This is a genomic window from Streptomyces sp. WAC00040 (genome assembly GCF_056835925.1).
On record NZ_JAKQZE010000004.1, the window covers coordinates 443,025 to 460,234 of the forward strand.

Annotated in this window: 13 protein-coding genes and 1 pseudogene; 8 read left to right on the top strand and 6 right to left on the bottom strand. The window is 70.7% G+C overall.

Annotation, left to right across the window (positions count from 1 at the left end; genetic code table 11):
- Positions 1–236 precede the first annotated feature (236 nt).
- Positions 237–2,552 carry an immune inhibitor A domain-containing protein gene (locus tag MDN94_RS32480; RefSeq protein WP_482729420.1) on the bottom strand — a complete coding sequence of 772 codons (2,316 nt, stop codon included), beginning with the start codon at positions 2,550–2,552 and terminating at the stop codon, positions 237–239.
- Between the two features lie 360 nt (positions 2,553–2,912).
- On the opposite strand from MDN94_RS32480, the pseudogene MDN94_RS32485 reads away from it, so the two are divergent.
- Positions 2,913–3,349 (top strand): annotated as a pseudogene (locus MDN94_RS32485) (transposase); the annotation flags it as partial.
- A gap of 277 nt (positions 3,350–3,626) precedes the next feature.
- Here MDN94_RS32485 and MDN94_RS32490 read toward each other — a convergent pair.
- On the bottom strand, positions 3,627–4,493 hold the full coding sequence (locus tag MDN94_RS32490; protein ID WP_482729421.1) for a (2Fe-2S)-binding protein: 867 nt from the start codon (positions 4,491–4,493) through the stop codon (positions 3,627–3,629).
- A 251-nt stretch (positions 4,494–4,744) separates the two neighbouring features.
- Between MDN94_RS32490 and MDN94_RS32495 the strand changes: the two genes are divergently transcribed.
- From MDN94_RS32495 to MDN94_RS32510, 4 genes are all read left to right on the top strand, one after another.
- Positions 4,745–5,935, top strand: a complete 1,191-nt coding sequence (locus tag MDN94_RS32495; RefSeq protein WP_482729422.1) for an ATP-grasp domain-containing protein — start codon at positions 4,745–4,747, stop codon at positions 5,933–5,935.
- Positions 5,932–7,710, top strand: coding sequence for an IucA/IucC family protein (locus MDN94_RS32500; RefSeq protein WP_482729423.1), 1,779 nt, complete (start codon positions 5,932–5,934; stop codon positions 7,708–7,710). Before MDN94_RS32495 ends, MDN94_RS32500 begins: the two co-directional genes overlap by 4 nt.
- Positions 7,711–7,804: 94 nt before the next feature.
- Positions 7,805–9,574: an IucA/IucC family protein gene (locus tag MDN94_RS32505; RefSeq protein WP_482729424.1), complete on the top strand. Its 1,770-nt coding sequence runs from the start codon at positions 7,805–7,807 to the stop codon at positions 9,572–9,574.
- Positions 9,571–10,779, top strand: coding sequence for a type III PLP-dependent enzyme (locus MDN94_RS32510; protein WP_482729425.1), 1,209 nt, complete (start codon positions 9,571–9,573; stop codon positions 10,777–10,779). The genes MDN94_RS32505 and MDN94_RS32510 overlap by 4 nt, the downstream gene beginning before the upstream one ends.
- Before the next feature lie 476 nt (positions 10,780–11,255).
- Here the strand turns inward: MDN94_RS32510 and MDN94_RS32515 are convergent, their stop codons facing one another.
- Positions 11,256–12,338, bottom strand: a complete 1,083-nt coding sequence (locus MDN94_RS32515; protein ID WP_482729426.1) for an outer membrane protein assembly factor BamB family protein — start codon at positions 12,336–12,338, stop codon at positions 11,256–11,258.
- Between the two features lie 532 nt (positions 12,339–12,870).
- Here MDN94_RS32515 and MDN94_RS32520 point away from each other — a divergent pair.
- The 3 genes from MDN94_RS32520 to MDN94_RS32530 all read left to right on the top strand — a co-directional run bounded on the left by MDN94_RS32520 (position 12,871) and on the right by MDN94_RS32530 (position 14,392).
- The gene (locus tag MDN94_RS32520) at positions 12,871–13,071 is read left to right on the top strand and encodes a hypothetical protein (RefSeq protein ID WP_482729427.1); all 201 of its coding nucleotides are present in this window, start codon (positions 12,871–12,873) and stop codon (positions 13,069–13,071) included.
- A 287-nt stretch (positions 13,072–13,358) separates the two neighbouring features.
- Positions 13,359–14,033, top strand: coding sequence for a hypothetical protein (locus MDN94_RS32525; RefSeq protein WP_482729428.1), 675 nt, complete (start codon positions 13,359–13,361; stop codon positions 14,031–14,033).
- Between the two features lie 2 nt (positions 14,034–14,035).
- Positions 14,036–14,392, top strand: a complete 357-nt coding sequence (locus MDN94_RS32530) for a hypothetical protein (RefSeq protein WP_482729429.1) — start codon at positions 14,036–14,038, stop codon at positions 14,390–14,392.
- A gap of 211 nt (positions 14,393–14,603) precedes the next feature.
- Here MDN94_RS32530 and MDN94_RS32535 read toward each other — a convergent pair whose 3' ends face one another.
- From MDN94_RS32535 to MDN94_RS32545, 3 genes are all read right to left on the bottom strand, one after another.
- The gene (locus MDN94_RS32535) at positions 14,604–15,092 is read right to left on the bottom strand and encodes an isochorismatase family protein (RefSeq protein WP_482729430.1); all 489 of its coding nucleotides are present in this window, start codon (positions 15,090–15,092) and stop codon (positions 14,604–14,606) included.
- A 103-nt stretch (positions 15,093–15,195) separates the two neighbouring features.
- Positions 15,196–15,402, bottom strand: coding sequence for a hypothetical protein (locus MDN94_RS32540; RefSeq protein ID WP_482729431.1), 207 nt, complete (start codon positions 15,400–15,402; stop codon positions 15,196–15,198).
- Positions 15,403–16,373: 971 nt separating this feature from the next.
- Positions 16,374–16,730 carry a phage holin family protein gene (locus MDN94_RS32545; RefSeq protein ID WP_482729432.1) on the bottom strand — a complete coding sequence of 119 codons (357 nt, stop codon included), beginning with the start codon at positions 16,728–16,730 and terminating at the stop codon, positions 16,374–16,376.
- Positions 16,731–17,210 lie beyond the last annotated feature (480 nt).

Genomic DNA, 17,210 nt, shown 5'->3' on the forward strand with positions numbered 1-17,210 from the left:
GAAAGCGCTCGGGCCTGCACGCGGGCGGCGGACGCCGCCGACGTCGGCCTGCTCATGATCCCGGGTGCGATCCTGCCAAGGACTTCACCCCAGGGCTCGCGGTCTTCGACGACTCGGTCCCGGCGCTGCGTGCAGGACCGCCCTGTCCGTGCGCCGATGCCTCATGACGTCACGGGCCGGCGTCCGGCCGGGTCACGCTGTCGCGCGACCCGGCCGTCACCGTGCTGGGCCGGCCGTCAGTGCGCGGCCGGGTTGACCACGCTGATCGTCAGGTCGTCACCGGTGTCGCCGGTGACCGTGACCTCCACCCCGTGGCCCGCGACCTTGACGCTGGCCTGCGGGGCCGACGTGTCGTAGTACGCGTTCGGGTCGGTGTCGTCGAAGACTGCGATGCCCGGAACCGAGGGCGCGCAGGCCGCCTTCGTCACGACCGTCTGGGCGCCGCCCTTGCCCGACAGGACCTCCTTGTGGAGGCAGGTCGCGTCGGTGGCCTCCAGACCGAAGGTCGCGTCGAAGGGCTGGCGCCGGTTGCTCGGCGCGGTGCCGTCGTCGTACCGGAACGGCGTCGGGCGGGCGTCGACGGCCATGGCGGCGCCGCCGCCGGGGTGCGAGCTGACGTTGTTGTCGTCGTACGACCGGTCGACGTACCAGACGAGCATGCCGTTCTGGTACTTGAAGAACTCCACCCAGTCGGGTGCCGTGATGCCCTTGCTGAACTGGTACGGGCCCTCGGCCAGGAGCGCGTCGCTGCCGACGTACTCGCGGTTCTCGACCAGGTAGTAGCGCGGATACGTGGCCGTCTCGGTGCCGGTCGAGATCTTCCACTTTCCGGTCGCCGTCCAGCCGCCGACGCCCTGTTCGACGTCGTCGGTGACCAGCGTCGTACCGCCGGAGGACAGTGCGATGTCGTCCAGGAACGCGCCGGCGAAGTGCACGCCGCCGTCGGTCTGGTAGCGGAAGCGGAACAGCGAGGGCTTGCCCTGGGAGTCGTACGCGTAGCGCAGGGTCGTCCACTTGCCGGCGGAGGAGCCGTCGACGGCCGCGCCCGCGCGGAGCCAGTTCGCCCCGCCGTCGAGGGAGTACTCGGCGAAGAGGTAGTCGTAGTCGGCCTCGATCTCGTACCAGGCGCTCGCCGTGACGGTGACCCGCGAGGCGGTCGGCACGGAGCGGGTGAGGGACTGGTTGAGGCCGTCGGCCGAGCCGGTCCACCAGGCGTGCGTTCCCGAGGTGGGGGTGGTGTACGTGGTGCTGCTCGTCTTGTCGGGCAGCGCGACGCGGACGGCCTGCTCCTTGCCGGTGACCTGGAGCTGTGCCGGGTTCAGGGTGTACGAGCCGGTGGTTCCGACGGGCGCGTCGGCGTAGTCGAGCCAGCCGAGGAAGAGTTTCTCCTCGGCGCCCATCAGGCCGGGGTGGGTGCCGATGCCGGCACCCGCGGCAGCGCCGTGGCTCAGCCAGGAGCCGGAGCTCATCAGGGTCCAGAAGGCGGTGGAGTTCTCGCCGCCGCCCGTGTCGTAGTAGTCCGGCAGGCCGAGGTCGTGGCCGAACTCGTGGCAGAAGACGCCGAGTCCACCGTTCTCGCCCTCGGTGGTGTAGTCGCCGAGCCAGTACTTCGACTGGCCGATACGGGCGCCGCCGGCCTTGTTCTGCGCACCGGCCACGTCCGGACCGGTCAGGCCGTAGTCGTCGCCGTTGACGTACCAGCGGTGCGACCAGATGGCGTCCTCGCCCTGCGCGCCGCCGCCCGCGTCCTCGCCCATACCGGCGTGCACGGCCTGGAAGTGGTCGATGTAGCCGTCGGCCTCGTCGAAGTTGCCGTCGTGGTCCCAGTCGTTGCGGTCCCAGACGTCGAACTGGGCGAGGTACGCGTCGATCTCGGCAGGGGTCTTGCCGGCCGTGATCTGGGCGTTCCACCAGGAGTCGCCGGTGTCCTGGACGAAGGCCCACGAACCGCCGTTGTCCTCGACGGCGTTGTCGCCGTAGAAGGAGGCGTTGTACGGGACCTTGACCCAGTCCTCGACGACGTTGGTCACCGAGTAGCGGCCGCCCGAGAGGTTCTCGTAGTACGTCTTCATCGACTCGCCGGGGCCGTTGAAGAGGTTCTCGTAGTACGCCTTGTTGAAATCAGCCGTCCAGGCGTTGGAGTTGTCCACGCTCCGGTCAGGCTGGGCTATCTGGTTGTGCAGGGGACCGGGGGTGGAGCCGTACCGTCCGGCGCTCTGGTCGCCGAACTCGGAGAGGATGGTGAAGATCTTCTCCTGGCGTACGGCCGTGGTGGTCCGGGTCTCCACGAACTTGCCGGGCGCGATCTCGACGACGCCACGGGCATTCGCCTTGGCCTTCCCCTTGGCGATCTTGTCGATCGCCTGCTCGCGCAGCTCGGTGCGCTGCTTCGTGAGCGGTCCGGGGCGATTGTCGGAGCGGTGCGCGGTGGCGGCCTCCGAGGTTTTCGGCGACATGTCCCCGGCCTCCTGCGCGGTGGCGGGCTGCAGCCCCGCGGCAAGGAGTGCGGTGAGCGCCGACCCTAGGGTCATGCCCACGACAGATCTCTTCACGTTGCGATCCCTTTCGCATGCATGTGTCGCATGGCTCGCGTGGTTCCGTGTGGTGCTCGGGTCTCCCCCGGCCCTCAGGGCCGAGAGATGGGGTCTCCCCCGGCCCTCAGGCCGAGGGGAAGGATCGCCTGGGGGAACGATCGCCGCAGAGTCTCGCACGAATGGAGTGGATCCGAGGAGAGGGAGAAGCCGTAATTCCGCCGGGACTTGCCGGGTACGGCGCAAGGACGTCCCGCGCGGCGCACGCCGGCGACCATCGCGCTCGGGACAAACCGAGGGCCGGTGGGCTCAGCCTGCGGGCGAACCCCACACCCTGCCCGCCCCAGCCGGGTCGGTGATCACGCGACGTTGTGGTCGCGCCCCGTCCTCGGCCGACCGTGGACGGGCCGCAGTTCATGGACCGCGCCGCTTGACGCACTGCGTCTGACACCGGGCGACGACACCGCGCCCCGCAGCGCTCGACAGAATGCGCGAGCTCATCGAGCACCTGATCGCAGCCGGCCAGTGGCACAACGGAGACCTGGACGCCTCATCGTGGTGGACGCCGGATACGACGTGCCCGCCTGGCCTTCCTTCTACAGGATCTGCCCGTTCAGGTGCTGGGCCGGATGCGCTCGGACCGCGTCCTTCGCCGCGCGGTCCCGCCATGGGAGCCCGGCGCCCCTGTCCCTCCACCCCGTCACGGGGGCGAGTTCGTGTTCGGTGATCCCGCCACCTGGAACACCCCCGACGCGGCAACGGTGACCGCGACCCCTCTCTACGGGGCCAGGGGGCAGGCCTCTTCGTGGACAAGCCTTGGAGTCACGTCCGAGACGAACTCACTCGGTGTACCGGGCGGCAGCACGCTGCGGAGCTGCTGAACACCGCGGCGACGCGGTCCGGCACGTAGGAACGCATGTCCGGGGTGGCCTGGAGTACCAGGCCGCTGTCCGTCTCGGCCGGAGGATGTCGCGGCGAGGTGTCGGGGTGCGCCGGCCTGGGTGCGGCTCGGGGGCCTGACCTCTGCCGGGCCGACGTCGGATGTGTACGGAGAAAACGTACGCCTGGTGTCCGCCGCCGCCGTTTCCGCCGCGGTCAGTCCGCTTCCTCCAGCCTCCGCAGGCGCTCCGCGTCACAGGTCCGGGGACACGTCGAGCACGCCCGGGCGGCGTCCAAGGTGTAGTACATGCAGCAGCCGAGGCGTGTGCGGGTCGGGTGCCGGCGCCCGTCCCGACCTGCCAGCCGGCGGAAGTCGGCGCCGCCCGGGAAGGGCGGGACGGCCGTCGGAAGCAACTCGGTCGCGGCCCGCATCGCCCGGTCCTCCTGGTCGAGCATGCGGCCGAGGTACCAGATGCCGGAGACCAGGTCGTCGGCGGCCATGCCCCACAAGGCCCTTGGCCTGCGGCGCGCAAGGGGCCCGACAGCCGCCAGCAAAGGTCCTGCGTGGTCGGCGACGGCGGCACGCAGCTCGGCGCGCAGCGCCTCTTCGTGGGCCACCACGCGGACACCGGGCATCCCGGCGGCCGGGTCGTCGGGCAGGCAGGCGAAGCCGGAACCCGGGACGATCTCGAAGGCGGCCGCCGCGACGTCGATGCGGACATCCTGCGGAGCGATGCGCGGCACGCGCCGCTCCAGGTACCAGGGGCCGCTCATCAGCAGACTCACGGACCAAAGGTAGTCGTGCAGGGCACGGGAGGCGGCGACGTCTCTGCGCGGCGCATGTCGGTGCTGTTCCCGGATGCGGGCGGCCTCGGCGTCGATGAAGGCGTCCAGCGCCTTCTCGCTCCGCGTCAGTTCGGCCCCGTCGAGCAGTGCCCCGTCGAGGTGCGCCTCGGGTGCGACGGAGGCGACCCTCACGTTCAGCGCTTCGCACGAGGACACGAGTTCGAGGTGGGTACGGGCGAGCGCGGAGGCCGCGGTCACGACGGGTCCGGCTGTCGCGGTCCCTGTGGCCATGGTCATCGGCAGTCCTTCATGGAGCGGCACGGAAGCTCGGATGCCACAGAACGAAAAAGGTAAGCCTTACCTTAGTCGAGCTGTCATCGCGGGGATCAAGGGGGGGCGGTTTCCGCCCCTCACGCGGGAGTTGATAACTTAGGGTTGCCTAACCTTGACCGCGCGCCGAGGACGAAGGGCGGTCGGTGCCTGCGCCGCCGCCGACCTCTCCCACGCCGCCCGTCCCCACGTCCTCGACTCGGAAGGGGCCACCGCCCATGCGGTTGTACCTGCTCGCGCTGAACCCCACCGACTCGGTCACCGAAGGCTTCCTCCCCGCCGCAGCCCGGCTCGGCCTCGATGTCACCGTGCTCACCGACCAGCCCCGGCCCCACCGCCGCAGGTACCCGGACATCGAGGTCCTGGAGTGCGACGTACGCGACTTCCGCGCGGTCATCACCCGGCTCGCGACCCACCACACGCCCGACGCGGTCTTCACCAACAGCGACCACCTGCAGACACAGGCCGCTCTCGCCGCCGACTACTTCGGGCTCCCTGCCAAGCCCTGGCAGGCCGCGCTGCGCGCCAAGGACAAGGCGCACATGCGCCGCCACCTCGCCGCGACCGGGGCCGACACGGTGTGGTCGGCCGAGCTGGCCGCCGGCCAGGACCCGGCCGTACTTACCGGCCTCGACGTGCCGTTCCCCTGTGTCGTCAAGCCCCGCGAGGGCGTGGCCAGTGAGGACGTGGTGCTCGCCGACGGTCCCGAGGACCTCCTGCTGCGCTGCAAGGAGATCCAGCGACGGCGCCCGGAAGCGGCGCTGGTCGTCGAGGAGTACCTCGCCGGCGAGCTGTACACCCTCGAAACGCTCGGCGACGGTCGCGTACGCCACGTCCTGGGCGGCTTCCACACCGAGCTGTCCGCCCCGCCGTACTTCATCGAGGAGCGGCTGACCTTCGTCGCCGCCCACCCCGAGCCGGTCGTGGAGCAGATCCTCGCCCAGCTCGACGCGCTCGGCGTCGGCTTCGGGGCCTGCCACACCGAGTTCGTGGTGCACGAGGGCCGCGCCCGCATCATCGAGGTCAACTACCGTGCCATCGGGGACCAGTGCGATCTCCTGCTGGCCGAGCTGCTGGACATCCCGCTCTTCGAGCACATACTCCGTACGCACCTGGGCGAGCCGCTGCCCGCCGACCTGGGCGCCCGTACCGACGGCGCAGCCCGGCTCGCATGCCCTTGCGCCGACAGGGCCGGCACGCTGACATCGGCCCCGGCGGCCGCCGATCTCGTCGTGGACGGTGTGAACCTGACGTACCGGCCGCTGCGCCAGGTCGGCGAGCGACATGGTCTGTACCACACGAACCGCGACTACCTCGGCGTGGTCCGAGCCATCGGCACCGATCAGGAAGCCGTCGACCGGGTCGTGACCGACTTCCTCGCCGTTCAGCGCTGGGAGTTCACCCCATGACGGTGACCACCACGGCCGCCGCCACGGAGGCGGCCCTGTTGCTGCGGGTGCTCGGTGCGCTGCTGCGCGAGGACGTCGCGGGCCTGCGCACCCGCTCCACGCCTGTGGAGCGGGAGGACGGCCTCTGGCTGCGGCTCGCCAGCGAAACGGACGCTGACGCCCTGCTGCTCCCGGTCGTCGAGGACGGCTTCCAGAGCTCGTACACCGCGCGACTGCCGCTGCTCGTAAGGGAGTCGGACGGCCGTGAGCTCGTGTCCCACGACGACGTCCTCGCCACCTTGAGCGCGCACGCGCACCCCGCCGACCGGGCCGGCTTCGGCGCCTTCGCCGAGGAGTGCCGCCAGACCCTGGCCACCATGCGGCTGCACGCCCGCACCCGCGAGGAGGTCACCGGCCGGCTCACCGACCGTCACGGCGCCGACCCCGCAGACTGGACGGGCCTTGCCGGCGGACTCGCCCACGACACCCTCGCTGCCCGCCACGACCACCCGGTCTACCCCACCGCGCGAGGACGCTTCGGCCTGGGCGAGGAGCAACTGCGCGCCTACGCCCCCGAGTTCCACCCCAGCTTCGCACTGCGCTGGATCGCCGTGCCGCACGAGGCCCTCACCGTGCCGGGTGGCACCGCCCGGCTTCCCGACCGGTGGCCCACGCCCGCGGTCCTCGGTCTCCCGGAGCTCTTCCACCGCCACATCGCTCTCCCCGTCCACCCGCTCACCGTCGGATCGCCCCTGCGCGAGGCACTGCGGGCGACGGGCCTCCAGGACCGCGCCGTACTCGCCGACCACCCGTATCTCGAGGCCGTACCGACCCTGTCGATGCGTACGGTGGCTCTCGCCGCCGACCCCACGCTCCACCTCAAGCTGCCGCTCGCCACCGCCACCCTGGGCCTGCGCAACCGCCGCACCATCAAGCCGGGCACCCTCGTCGACGGTGCCGCCGGCCAGCGCCTGCTGGAGGCGGTGGTCGCTCGCGAGCCGCGCTTTCGCGGCAGGGTCCTGCACGCCGACGAGACGGTGTACGCCCACGCCGGGCACGAACTCCTCGCCGTACTCGCCCGCCGCTACCCCGCCGGACTCGACGCCGCCGTCGTCACGCCCATGGCCGCCCTGCTGAGCGAGGCACCGAGCGGCGGAATGGTGATCGACCACCTCGCCGACCGCTTCTACGGCGGTGACCCGATCGCGCTGTTCGACGCCTGCCTCACCCTGCTCCTCGACTGGCAGACCACGCTCTTCGGCTACGGCATCGCGCTGGAGTCCCACCAGCAGAACGTCTCCCTGGTCCTGGACCGGGACGGTGACGGCCGAACCCGTCTACGGCTGCTGCTCAAGGACAACGACGGGCCGCGGATCAACACCGCCCGCATGCGGCAGACGCTGGGAGCCGATGCCCCGGAGCCGTCCGACTTCGACGACGCCCGGATCTTCGGCGAGGACGACGGGCCGGTCACCGACCTGTTCACCACCATCACCGTCCACCTGTGCGCCGGGGCCTACGCCTTCGGGCTCGCCCGACGGGGCCGCGCCCCGCTGGGGACGCTGCTGGACCTCGTACGCGACCGGCTCACCGAGGCCGTCGCCCGGCTCGGCACCGGAGCCGAAGAGCCCGGCGGGATCCTGCGCGCCCATGTGCTCGACGCTCACGAGCTGCCCGTCAAGGCGATGGTCACCGCTGGAACGCTGGTCAGCAAGGAGCGTTCGGGGGCAGCGGACATCAACAAGCACTACACCACCGGCCCCAACTACCTCCTGCGGGCGGCGATGGCACGATGAGCGCGCCCGCACTCCCCAAGCCACCGGGCCGGCCACGCGAAACGCCGCCCCCGTCCCTGGACCTCCGCTCTCTCCGCATCCGCTGGAGCCGTTCATGCCGCTGACCGATTCGATCGGCACCGCCCCCGTTTCCGCCGCCCCCAGCGGGCTTCCCACCGCGGACGACGCCGTGGCCCACACCCTCCTCAACTGCCTCCTGAGAGAGATGCCCGGCCCTGAGCACCAGACCACCGTCACCGACGGCCACCTGCTGCTGCGTCTGCCCCGCCGCGGTGTACTGCTGCGCGTCGCCCTGCGCCGTACGTCGCTGCTGGGCGCGCACCGCTTCACCGGGCCGGTGCGGGAGCAGCGCGACGGCGACTGGACGGAGATCGACTGGCGGCGCCTCGCCGCGTACACGCAGGACGAGCTGTCGTCGCGCACGGGCGTGCGCAACGAGGAGTTCCTGGACCAGATCGCCTCCAGCCACCAGGCGGTCACGACCGCCCTCGGCGTACGCGCCGCACGGCCCCAGCCGCGCGCCGCCGTCGCGGACGGGCTCGCCACCTATCTGGCCTCCGAGCAGTCGCTGCTGTTCGGCCATCGCTTCCACCCCACCCCCAAGGCACGCAGCGGCGACACCGCCTCATGGCTGTCGTACGCGCCCGAGACCGGGGCCTCGTTCCCCCTCCGCCACCTCGCGGTGCGCGAACATCTCATCGCGCAGGAGACCGCCGAGCCCGGCTCGGCCGACGTGCTGGACCGGCTGCGTTCCGACGTCCCGGCCGGTTACCGGCTGCTGCCCGCCCACCCTTGGCAGTACGAGATGCTGAGTGCACACCCCCGGCTGCGCGAGGCCGTCGACCGGGGCGACATCCTCGAACTGGCCCCGGCCGGGAAGCCGTTCACCGCCACCGCGTCCGTACGCACCCTGTACGACGGCGACACGTTCCTGAAGTTCAGCCTTAACGTCCGCATCACCAACTGCCTGCGCAAGAACGCCAGTTACGAGCTGTCCGGCGCGGTGGCCATGACCCGGCTGCTGGAGCCGGTCCTGAACGCCATGGCCACCCGCTTCCCCGGCAGCACCGTGCTCCGCGAGCCCGCCTACCGAAGCCTGCTGCTGCCGGGGCCCGACGGTGCTCCGGACCGGGACCTGCTCGAAGGCTTCGGTGTGATCGTCCGCGAGGGCCTCGCGGAGCGACTGCTGCCCGGCACCACCCCCCTGCTCGCGGCGGCCGTCGCCGACGAGTACCCGACCGGTCCCGGCCACATCTCCCGGCTCCTCGAAGGGGCAGGGCCAAGGACCGCCCTCGACTGGTGGTCGGCGTACCTGAAGCTGCTGGTCCCACCTGTCCTGGCCGCGTACTTCGACCACGGCGTGGTCCTGGAGCCGCACCTGCAGAACGTCCTCGTCTGCGTCGACGAGGAGGGCATGCCCGCCCAGGTCCTCTTCCGCGACCTGGAGGGCACCAAGCTCCTGCCCGAGCACCACGCCGACGCCCTCGACGGGCTGCCCACCGCGGTCGGCGGCCCCATGACGTACGACGCGCAGCGCGGCTGGGACCGGGTCGTCTACTGCCTGCTGGTGAACCACGTCGCCGACATGCTCGCCGCCGTCGCCGACCTGCATCCGCAGACCGAGCGCGCCCTGTGGGCCGAGGTCCGGGCCACCCTCCAGGCGTACGCGGACCGGTACGGCTGCCCGCCGCGGCTCGCCGCGCTGCTCGCGGGCGTACCGCTGCCGGCCAAGGCCAACCTGCTGACGCGCTGGGAACGCAAGGCCGACCGCGAAGCCGGTTACGTCCGCCTGCCCTCCCCGCTCGCCGAGAACCTGCTGTCCGAAACGGTCCATGACCGCCACACCTGGAGAGACGCCCGATGACCGCCCCAACCGCCGCGGTGCGCGACCGCGTCCTCTCCCTGCCCACCGACGAGCTCCCGGCGTACGTCTACGACCTTGCGGCGCTGCGCGAGCACGCAGCCGCCGTACGGGCAGCCCTGCCCGAGCACGTCGAGCTGTACTACGCCGCGAAGGCCAACCCGGAGCCGGAGATCCTCGCCGCGCTGGGCCCGTACGTCGACGGCTACGAGGTCTCCTCGGGCGGGGAACTGGCCCACGTCCGCAAGGCGGTACCGGGCCGCCCACTGGCCATCGGCGGTCCCGGCAAGACGCCTGCCGAGGTTGCCTCGGCCCTCGAACTGGGCGTGGAACGCTTCCACGTCGAGAGCGTGCACGAGCTGCACATGCTGGCGGAGCTGGCCCGGCGGGCGGACGTGAAGGCCGGGGTCCTGCTCCGCTTCAACCTCGCGGTGTCCGACGGCTCGCTCGCGGGCAGCTCGCTGGCGATGGGCGGCCGGCCCACCCCGTTCGGCCTCGACCCGGCCGACGCCGACACGGTCGTCCGTCTGCTCAGCGACGGCACGTACCCGCATCTGCGGCTGCGCGGCGTCCACGCCCACCTGGCCAGTGGTCTGCGCGCCCCCGAACAGCTCGCGGTCGCCGAATCCATCGTGACGTGGGCGACGGAGCTGGCCGCCCGCCACCGCGTCCGCCTCGCCGAGGTGAACGTCGGCGGCGGCATGACCGTCGACTACGCCGCGCCCGACCAGCGCTTCGACTGGACGGCGTACGGCGTCGGGCTGGCCCGCCTCGTGGCCGCCCACCCCGCCCTCACTCTGCGCATCGAGCCGGGCCGCGCCCTGACCGCGTACTGCGGCTGGTACGCAACCGAGGTGCTGGACGTGAAGCACAGTCACGGTGAGGAGTTCGCCGTCGTCCGCGGCGGCACGCACCATCTGCGCACCCCGGCGACCAAGGGTCACGACCAGCCCTGTTCCGTCCTCCCGGTGGACACCTGGCCCCATCCCTGGCCCCGCCCGGCTGCCCGGCAGGACCGGGTCACGCTGACCGGCCAGTTGTGCACCCCCAAGGACCTGCTGGCCCGTCAGGTGCCGGCGCCGGGGCTGCGCGCCGGCGACCGGGTGGCGTTCGCCCTCGCGGGTGCCTACGCGTGGAACATCTCGCACCACGACTTCCTCATGCACCCCCGGCCCGGCTTCCACTTCCTGGGGCGGACAGGGGCCTGACCGGCCCCTGGGACAGGGGCGCGCAGCGGCCCGGGATGTCGCCGGCCGCGAGCCGGTCGGCGACGATCCGCTCGTCGTCCGGGTGACGGCCCTCGCCGAAGAGGTTGCGCATCTGCCGCTCGGTCACCCGCTCTTCAGAGTCACGTTCGCCTCCACACCGATGTCGAGCGCGCCGCCAGAGGCGTTGCCGACGCTGGAGGACTGGCAGTGATGCCCTCGCCTTGCTGGCTGCGCCTTCCTCGGCCGCCACAACACCCGCGCCGAGACCATCGAGTTCCGCCGCGGGGCCCTGCCGCCATACCATCGCGGGTGCTCGCGGCACATCGTTGGTGCCTCAGTGCTGGGTCAGGCGCCGGCCGGGACGGGAGCGACGTGGCTGGTTGCCAGGGCGGTCTGTGAGAAGGCAAGGCCGACGGCGTGGTTGAGCGATCCCTGCGTCGGCACGTAGCGAAGGTCGCCTCCGGGATCCACACTTGTCAGCCTGCGGCTCGATGGAACGTGGTTCCCTCTATTCCGCCGTAGCGATCGATCTCGTACGGAGCGGCGCCGGCAGAAGTCTGTCTGTCCTGTCCCGTCTTGCCGTCCAGGACGATCGGCTCGTCGCCCACCTCCCCGTACACGGCACCGTGCCAGAATCCGCTGACCTTCGGCACCACCCGTCCGGAACCGTCGGGCAACGCCCACCGCTTCTGAACCGAAGCGGCGTCGAACACGGTGATCCCGCGGTCTGCCGCCCCGTACCCGTACTTGGAACACAGGACCAGGGACTGTGCGTCGTGGCGGCACCGCCAGCCCTCGCCATCGAGCGCCACTCGCCGCTCACCGCTGACCGCATCGATCACGAGCGTCTTGTCATTCAGGTTTGCGCTCAGCAGCCGCGGCGCGGCTGCGGCCGGCTGCCGCGCCTCCGCCACGGTCCACCGCTGTTCGCCCGTGGCCGCGGCAAGTCCCAACAGCCTGCCTTCGCCGAACCCCGTCTCCTCACCGCCGGCAACGACGCCGTCGGCGAGGGTCACCGCACGAAAGTCGGGCTTCTTCCAGCGGACGGTGCCCGCGGAGGGGTCAACGGCATACGTGGTGTCGGCCGCAGTAACGAGCGCTGTGCCGGCATCGACCCCGATGACCTGCGGCGCGAGCATCTCGTCGGCCCCGATGGACATGCCGCTGAGCCCGGTGGCGCTGGGAGCCGTAGCGATCTCTGCCGACCATGCCGTCTTACCGGTGGCCGCCTCAACGGCCAGCACCTCGATCACGGCTCGGTCCGGCGCTGTCCCTTCACCCTCCACATCCCTGTTCCAGGCGGCGTACACGGTTTTACCGTCAGCCGAGACCAGCGGAGCGACACGATTGCTTCCGAAACCGCCCGGGTCCGCGGCGTGCTTCGTGGCCACGTCCCACCGCGGTGCACCGGTCCCGGTGTCGATCGCCTCCAGTCCCCACTCGGCGGTGATATAGGCAACCCCGTCGGCAAGCGTGACCGCAGGCCGTGTCGCTTCCCCGCTCGTCGTACTTGGCTGGGTGGCACTCGGCAATTCGACCGTAGGCCCGCCGAAGCGCACGGGCGGGTCGAACGTCGGACGGCTTGGCCCCTGGGAAGTTGGATGGGAAGGTTCCGCGGACTCGCCGGACGACTTCGGATCCCATGAGCCGCCGTCTCCGCAGGCGACCAACGCGGTTGCCGCCAGTGTGACTCCCGCCGCAGCAGCGGCCCATCGCCGCGTCCTGGCTCTTGTGCCCATCTCTCCCCCGTCTCCTGATCTTCGCGATCACGACGACCATAGTGCTTGGGCTCCCTGGAGACCGGCGGTCTTTGACCACACGGCAGCGAGCCTGAACAGCGAGAACGAGGCCGTCTCAAACTCGTCTGGTGTGGTCCGAAAGACGCGGCCTGAAGAGGTCTCCCGCGCGTCCTTCACGCGATGCGGTCGGCGCTGCGGCGTGCGGTGGCGGCCGGCCTGAACCGGGCCTGCGGCCAGCGTGTGGATGGGTGGCAAATCGCCTTGTCGAACGGGGCGAGCCCATTCAGGTAGGGCCTACCGGTCCCGAGGCCGATGTCTACGAGTTGTCGGTGGCAGCGGAGAGGATGCCTGTATGCCACTGCTGCCGATCACTGCGCCCGCGTCCCTGCTGGACCTCCACCATCTCGATCCCGAAGCCAGTGGATGGGGGTTCAGGGTCGATCACGCGGTGGCGACGGCGGCCGGCGACACCTACGTGCTGACCGGCCTCGCTACCGCGCGCATGCAGCCGGCTCGGCCGACCCCGCCGAGCAGGATTTCGGCCACCAGCTGATCACCCGCCACGGATCCGACGGAAAACCCACCGCCACCGCCGTGTTCGGACAGGCCGTGCCGGGCGGTGGCCCCTCGGACCGGAGGGCGACGTGACGACCCTGGCCGTCCTGCCGGACGGCCAGGGTGGTCAGCTCCAAGCCCGGCAGCACCCACTCCTGTCACCGGACCTGGACAAGGTCCTCGCCTCCCTGGCCGATGTCCTGGGGCTGGGAAAAGCAACAGGGCCCCGGGGACGACCCGTTCGCCGCCTCGATCACCGTCACCCCTGCGGGTCGGCTGCTGTGCATGACCTCCGAGTACGGGCTCAGCAACTGGGCCGGCGCCCACCCCAACATCGTCGCTGTCTCCGAACCCGGCACAGCCCTCGGCACAGCCCTCGGCCCGGGCCGCAAGCCCGTGCTGCGCGCCATCGCGACCCTGGACGCGCGCACCGACCTCCGGAGCGACGCCGACTCGTACGCCCATGTGCGTTACGGTGACGAGCCCGTGGGGCGCGGCAACCGGCCCTCGCCCTCGTTGACCGAGGCCCTGTCGGAGCTAACCGCGAGCAGCGGCAGTCTCTACGGCTACCTCGACTCCACGATGGCCCGCCCGGCAGCGCTCGGCGACGACCTGTTCGTCGTCCCGGTCTTCGGGAAGACCTACCATTCGACCGACCGGGGGCAGGAGTTCAGCTTCGCCCTCATCGATGACCACGGGGTGTTGCAGGGCCGGCTGGGAGGCCTACACCTGTGCGCGGACAGCCCGTTCACTGGCTTCGACTTCACCGTGGTCGCCGACCCGCACCGCGCCCGTGCCTTCCATCTCAAGGCCTGTACGCGTGGAGCGCCGACGGGGTGCTGCGCGCCCGGATGTCCACTGTGGAGAAGCCGTTCAAGCCCCTCGTCCACTTCACCCTGCTGGAGTGCACACCCGCAGGGGGGCTGCTCTTCGCACATCGCAAGCAGCACCTGCTGCTGAGGGTGCCAGTGCCACAGGACCTGGACGACCTGGCGGTGGCGGTGGCGGTGGAGGCCGCGCTGAAGGGCTACGGGCGCGAGCGCACCACGCTGAAGAAGCAGTACGCCGGTGAACTGGCTCTGGTCGGAGAGTGCGGCCGCCGTGAACCATCTCTGACGATCCAGCATCTCGACTGCCCTGCCGGGTGCGGTGTGCTGATAGTGCGGCCCGTGGAACTCAAGTCCGTCCGGCGCACCCTTCGCTCCCAGGGTCAGCAGCCCGTCCAGGGGCGTGACTTCAACCGCCACTCAGCGTGCTGGCCCCACGGGATGTGGGCCAGAACCAGTTCCGGTTCTGGCCCACATCCCGTGTGGGGCTGACTGAGTGTGATGTCAGTGGTGTGTGGTGGGATGGCCGGACCTTGCTGCCGTGAACCTGCCGGGAGTTGTCAGCGGTCACGCAATTCCTCACGATCTACACGATCAGCCCCATGTAATTCCCCACCCCTGGTGCTCACGTTTCCCATGGGAACGGCGGTCATGTCTGGACGTAGGGGAGGCGCAGGCTGGGGACCGACTCACTGAGTGGACGTCAGCTGTAGTCGTCGGCTTTCCGCACCTCGCCGAAGCGCGGGAAGATCCGCTCTACGGTGAACTCGTGCTCGTCCGCGCTCAGTCCGGACATCGCGTCGGCTACGAACTCCAGTTGGTAGCCGTGGTCCGCCGCGGCCCGTGCGGTGGACTCGACGCCCATCGTGGTGACCAGCCCGGCGATCACCAAGGTGTCCACACCTAGATTGCGCAGTTGCTCGTCCAAATGGGTTCCATAGAACGCGCCGATGGTGCGCTTGACCACCACGATGTCGCTTCCGTGTACCAGGCCGTCCGCGAAGTCGCTGCCCGGTGGCTGCTCAGCGACGTTCGGGCGCTCCACTCGAACCAGTACCACCGGCCGCCCGCTCGCCCGGAACGACTCGGCCAACTCGCGGCAGCGCATGAGGACTTCGTGACCGGAGTGCGGGGCGAGGGGGAGGGCGATGATGCGCGGCATCAGGTCGATGAGGATCAGTGCGGAGGTCATGATGCCGATCGTAGGGCCTGCCGGTGCACCGGCAGCCAGGTCCCGCCGGCACCCGTTGTGTGCTCGCTGCGCAGGCGGCGCCAGCCTAGGCCCGGGCGCCGTATCAACCGGGAGACCGGAAGGGTTCCTGGAAGGCTTCGGGCTCCTTGATGATGCGGTGTGACCTGTGGTTCACGAGTAGAGCAGGACGCTTGCGCAGGAGATCGAAGCCGGCCCGGCCCCCCGGCCGTTTCGCGAGCCAAGCTGCAAGGCTGGATGCCTCACGGTCGGGCAGCAGGTCCACCAGCCGCCGGCTTTCAACGTCGATCAAGATGGTCCCGTAGTTGCGACCTCTACGGCCTGTACGGGGGTCCGGTCCTGGCCGGCGAGGTGAAGACGCAGAGTTTGCCAAGCCCGGACAACTCCAGCACGACGTCGAAGTCAGCGCTTCCCTCGGCGCTGACATCCACCTCATGGCGGCCATCGACGCCATCTCCCCCGAGGTTCTGCAAGCAGCGCAGCTCCTGTGCGATGAACGGGGAATCGAGCTACTGGCACTCGATCGGAACGCTCTGCGTCCCGTCCCCTGACAGGCCTGAGAGGCGACGTCCACTCGGGCTCCGCGCTGCCCGTCCGCTCAGCCGTCGACGTCGGCGCCAATGGCGTAGGCGAAGAAGAAGAGGTTGATGTCTCCCCCATTCCCCAGAGCCACAATCCATCCCGACGACAAAGACATGGTGATGCTGACGGGACGGTAGCGAACGGAGTCATGGCAAACTACTCCGGCGCCGACCCTGCGTCTCAGCCGTGTCCGCGCGGTACAAGGCCGGGGTGAGCCGGCGGGGCGGGTGGTGCTTCGGGCTCGGCAGCACGGGACCAGCCGTGGGCGCGCATGGTCACGGTTTCCCAGAGGGAGCACCGGCGTCCGATGCCTGGCCGTATGACCGCTGAACGGCGGTCGACGCCGTACCGTCCCCGGCGGCGGGCCTGCCCATGTGCGAGCTCGGAACTACGCGTGCCCCCCCCTGAGCCCCGGGACAGCCGTGTGAAAGCCGGACAATCCGTGGGGGAACTCCCGGACGCCGCGGCACGCACCCGGCATCACCTGCGCCTGGCAGGGCGCGGACGTTGAGGGCGGGAGCCTGCGCCACGTCCGCGCGTCAACTCCGCGGGACGAGCCACGATTTCAGCGCCCTTCTCCGGCTGAGCGGACGGGAGCCCGTGAGCGGATACGGGCCCGTCCCCGCCCCCGTCCCGGAGGCGGCGGGGACGGCGGCGCGTCCGCCCGTGATGACCCATCAGTCAGTGCGCCAACTCGTCGGCCACCTCCTTCACCGCGTCCAGCGAACCTGCCAACGCCTCCCGTGACGCGGCTCGGGCCCGGCGCAATCTCTCGTACCCATACCCGGCGAACGCCACAGCCCCTATGCCGTACGCAGCCGCCAACGCCCCCGTCACCCGCGGCGCCGGCCACACCCGCTCCAGCGCCCGCACCGCCGACTCCTGAGCCGCCAGCAGGGCCAGCACACCGAGCACCGCGCCCGCCCCCAGAGCCGCCGAACCCCGGCGCCCCTCGGACACGGCAGCCACCAACTCCGCCTTCACCTGGTCAATATCCTCACGGACCAACTCGATCACATCCTGTGACAGTGCTTGCATGCCTTCTCGGTACCCCTAACTCGGCCGGGCAGACAGCGTCAGATCGCCACGCGCACCACCGAGAGACGACAGCCTCAGTGCGGCTTCGGGCGATACGCGTGCCGGCCTTGATCTGCTCGACGGTCTCGCCGTTCGCCCGGCGAAGGTGGACTCACTCGCCGTGATCGACCCCAACGAACGCAAGGACCAGCCCACCATCGAGCGAGCACTCGAGGCTGGCAGCCGGCACCCACGCCGGATCGGGGCACCGGCATGACCGAGACCCCCACAGCCACCCCGACCGTTCCCTCGCCCGGCACCGACCGCACCCGCCAGCGCGCCTCCAGTCCCCACTCATTGACGACTGCGGCGGCCGCCGCGCTGACCGCCCGGCTGCCTGACAGGCACCCGGACCAGGAAAGCCGGGAGTTCGGCCTCTCGACCGGCCGCACCCCCAGCCAGTCGGCACTCCCCGACGCACTCGCCTTCCTGGAAGCCCTG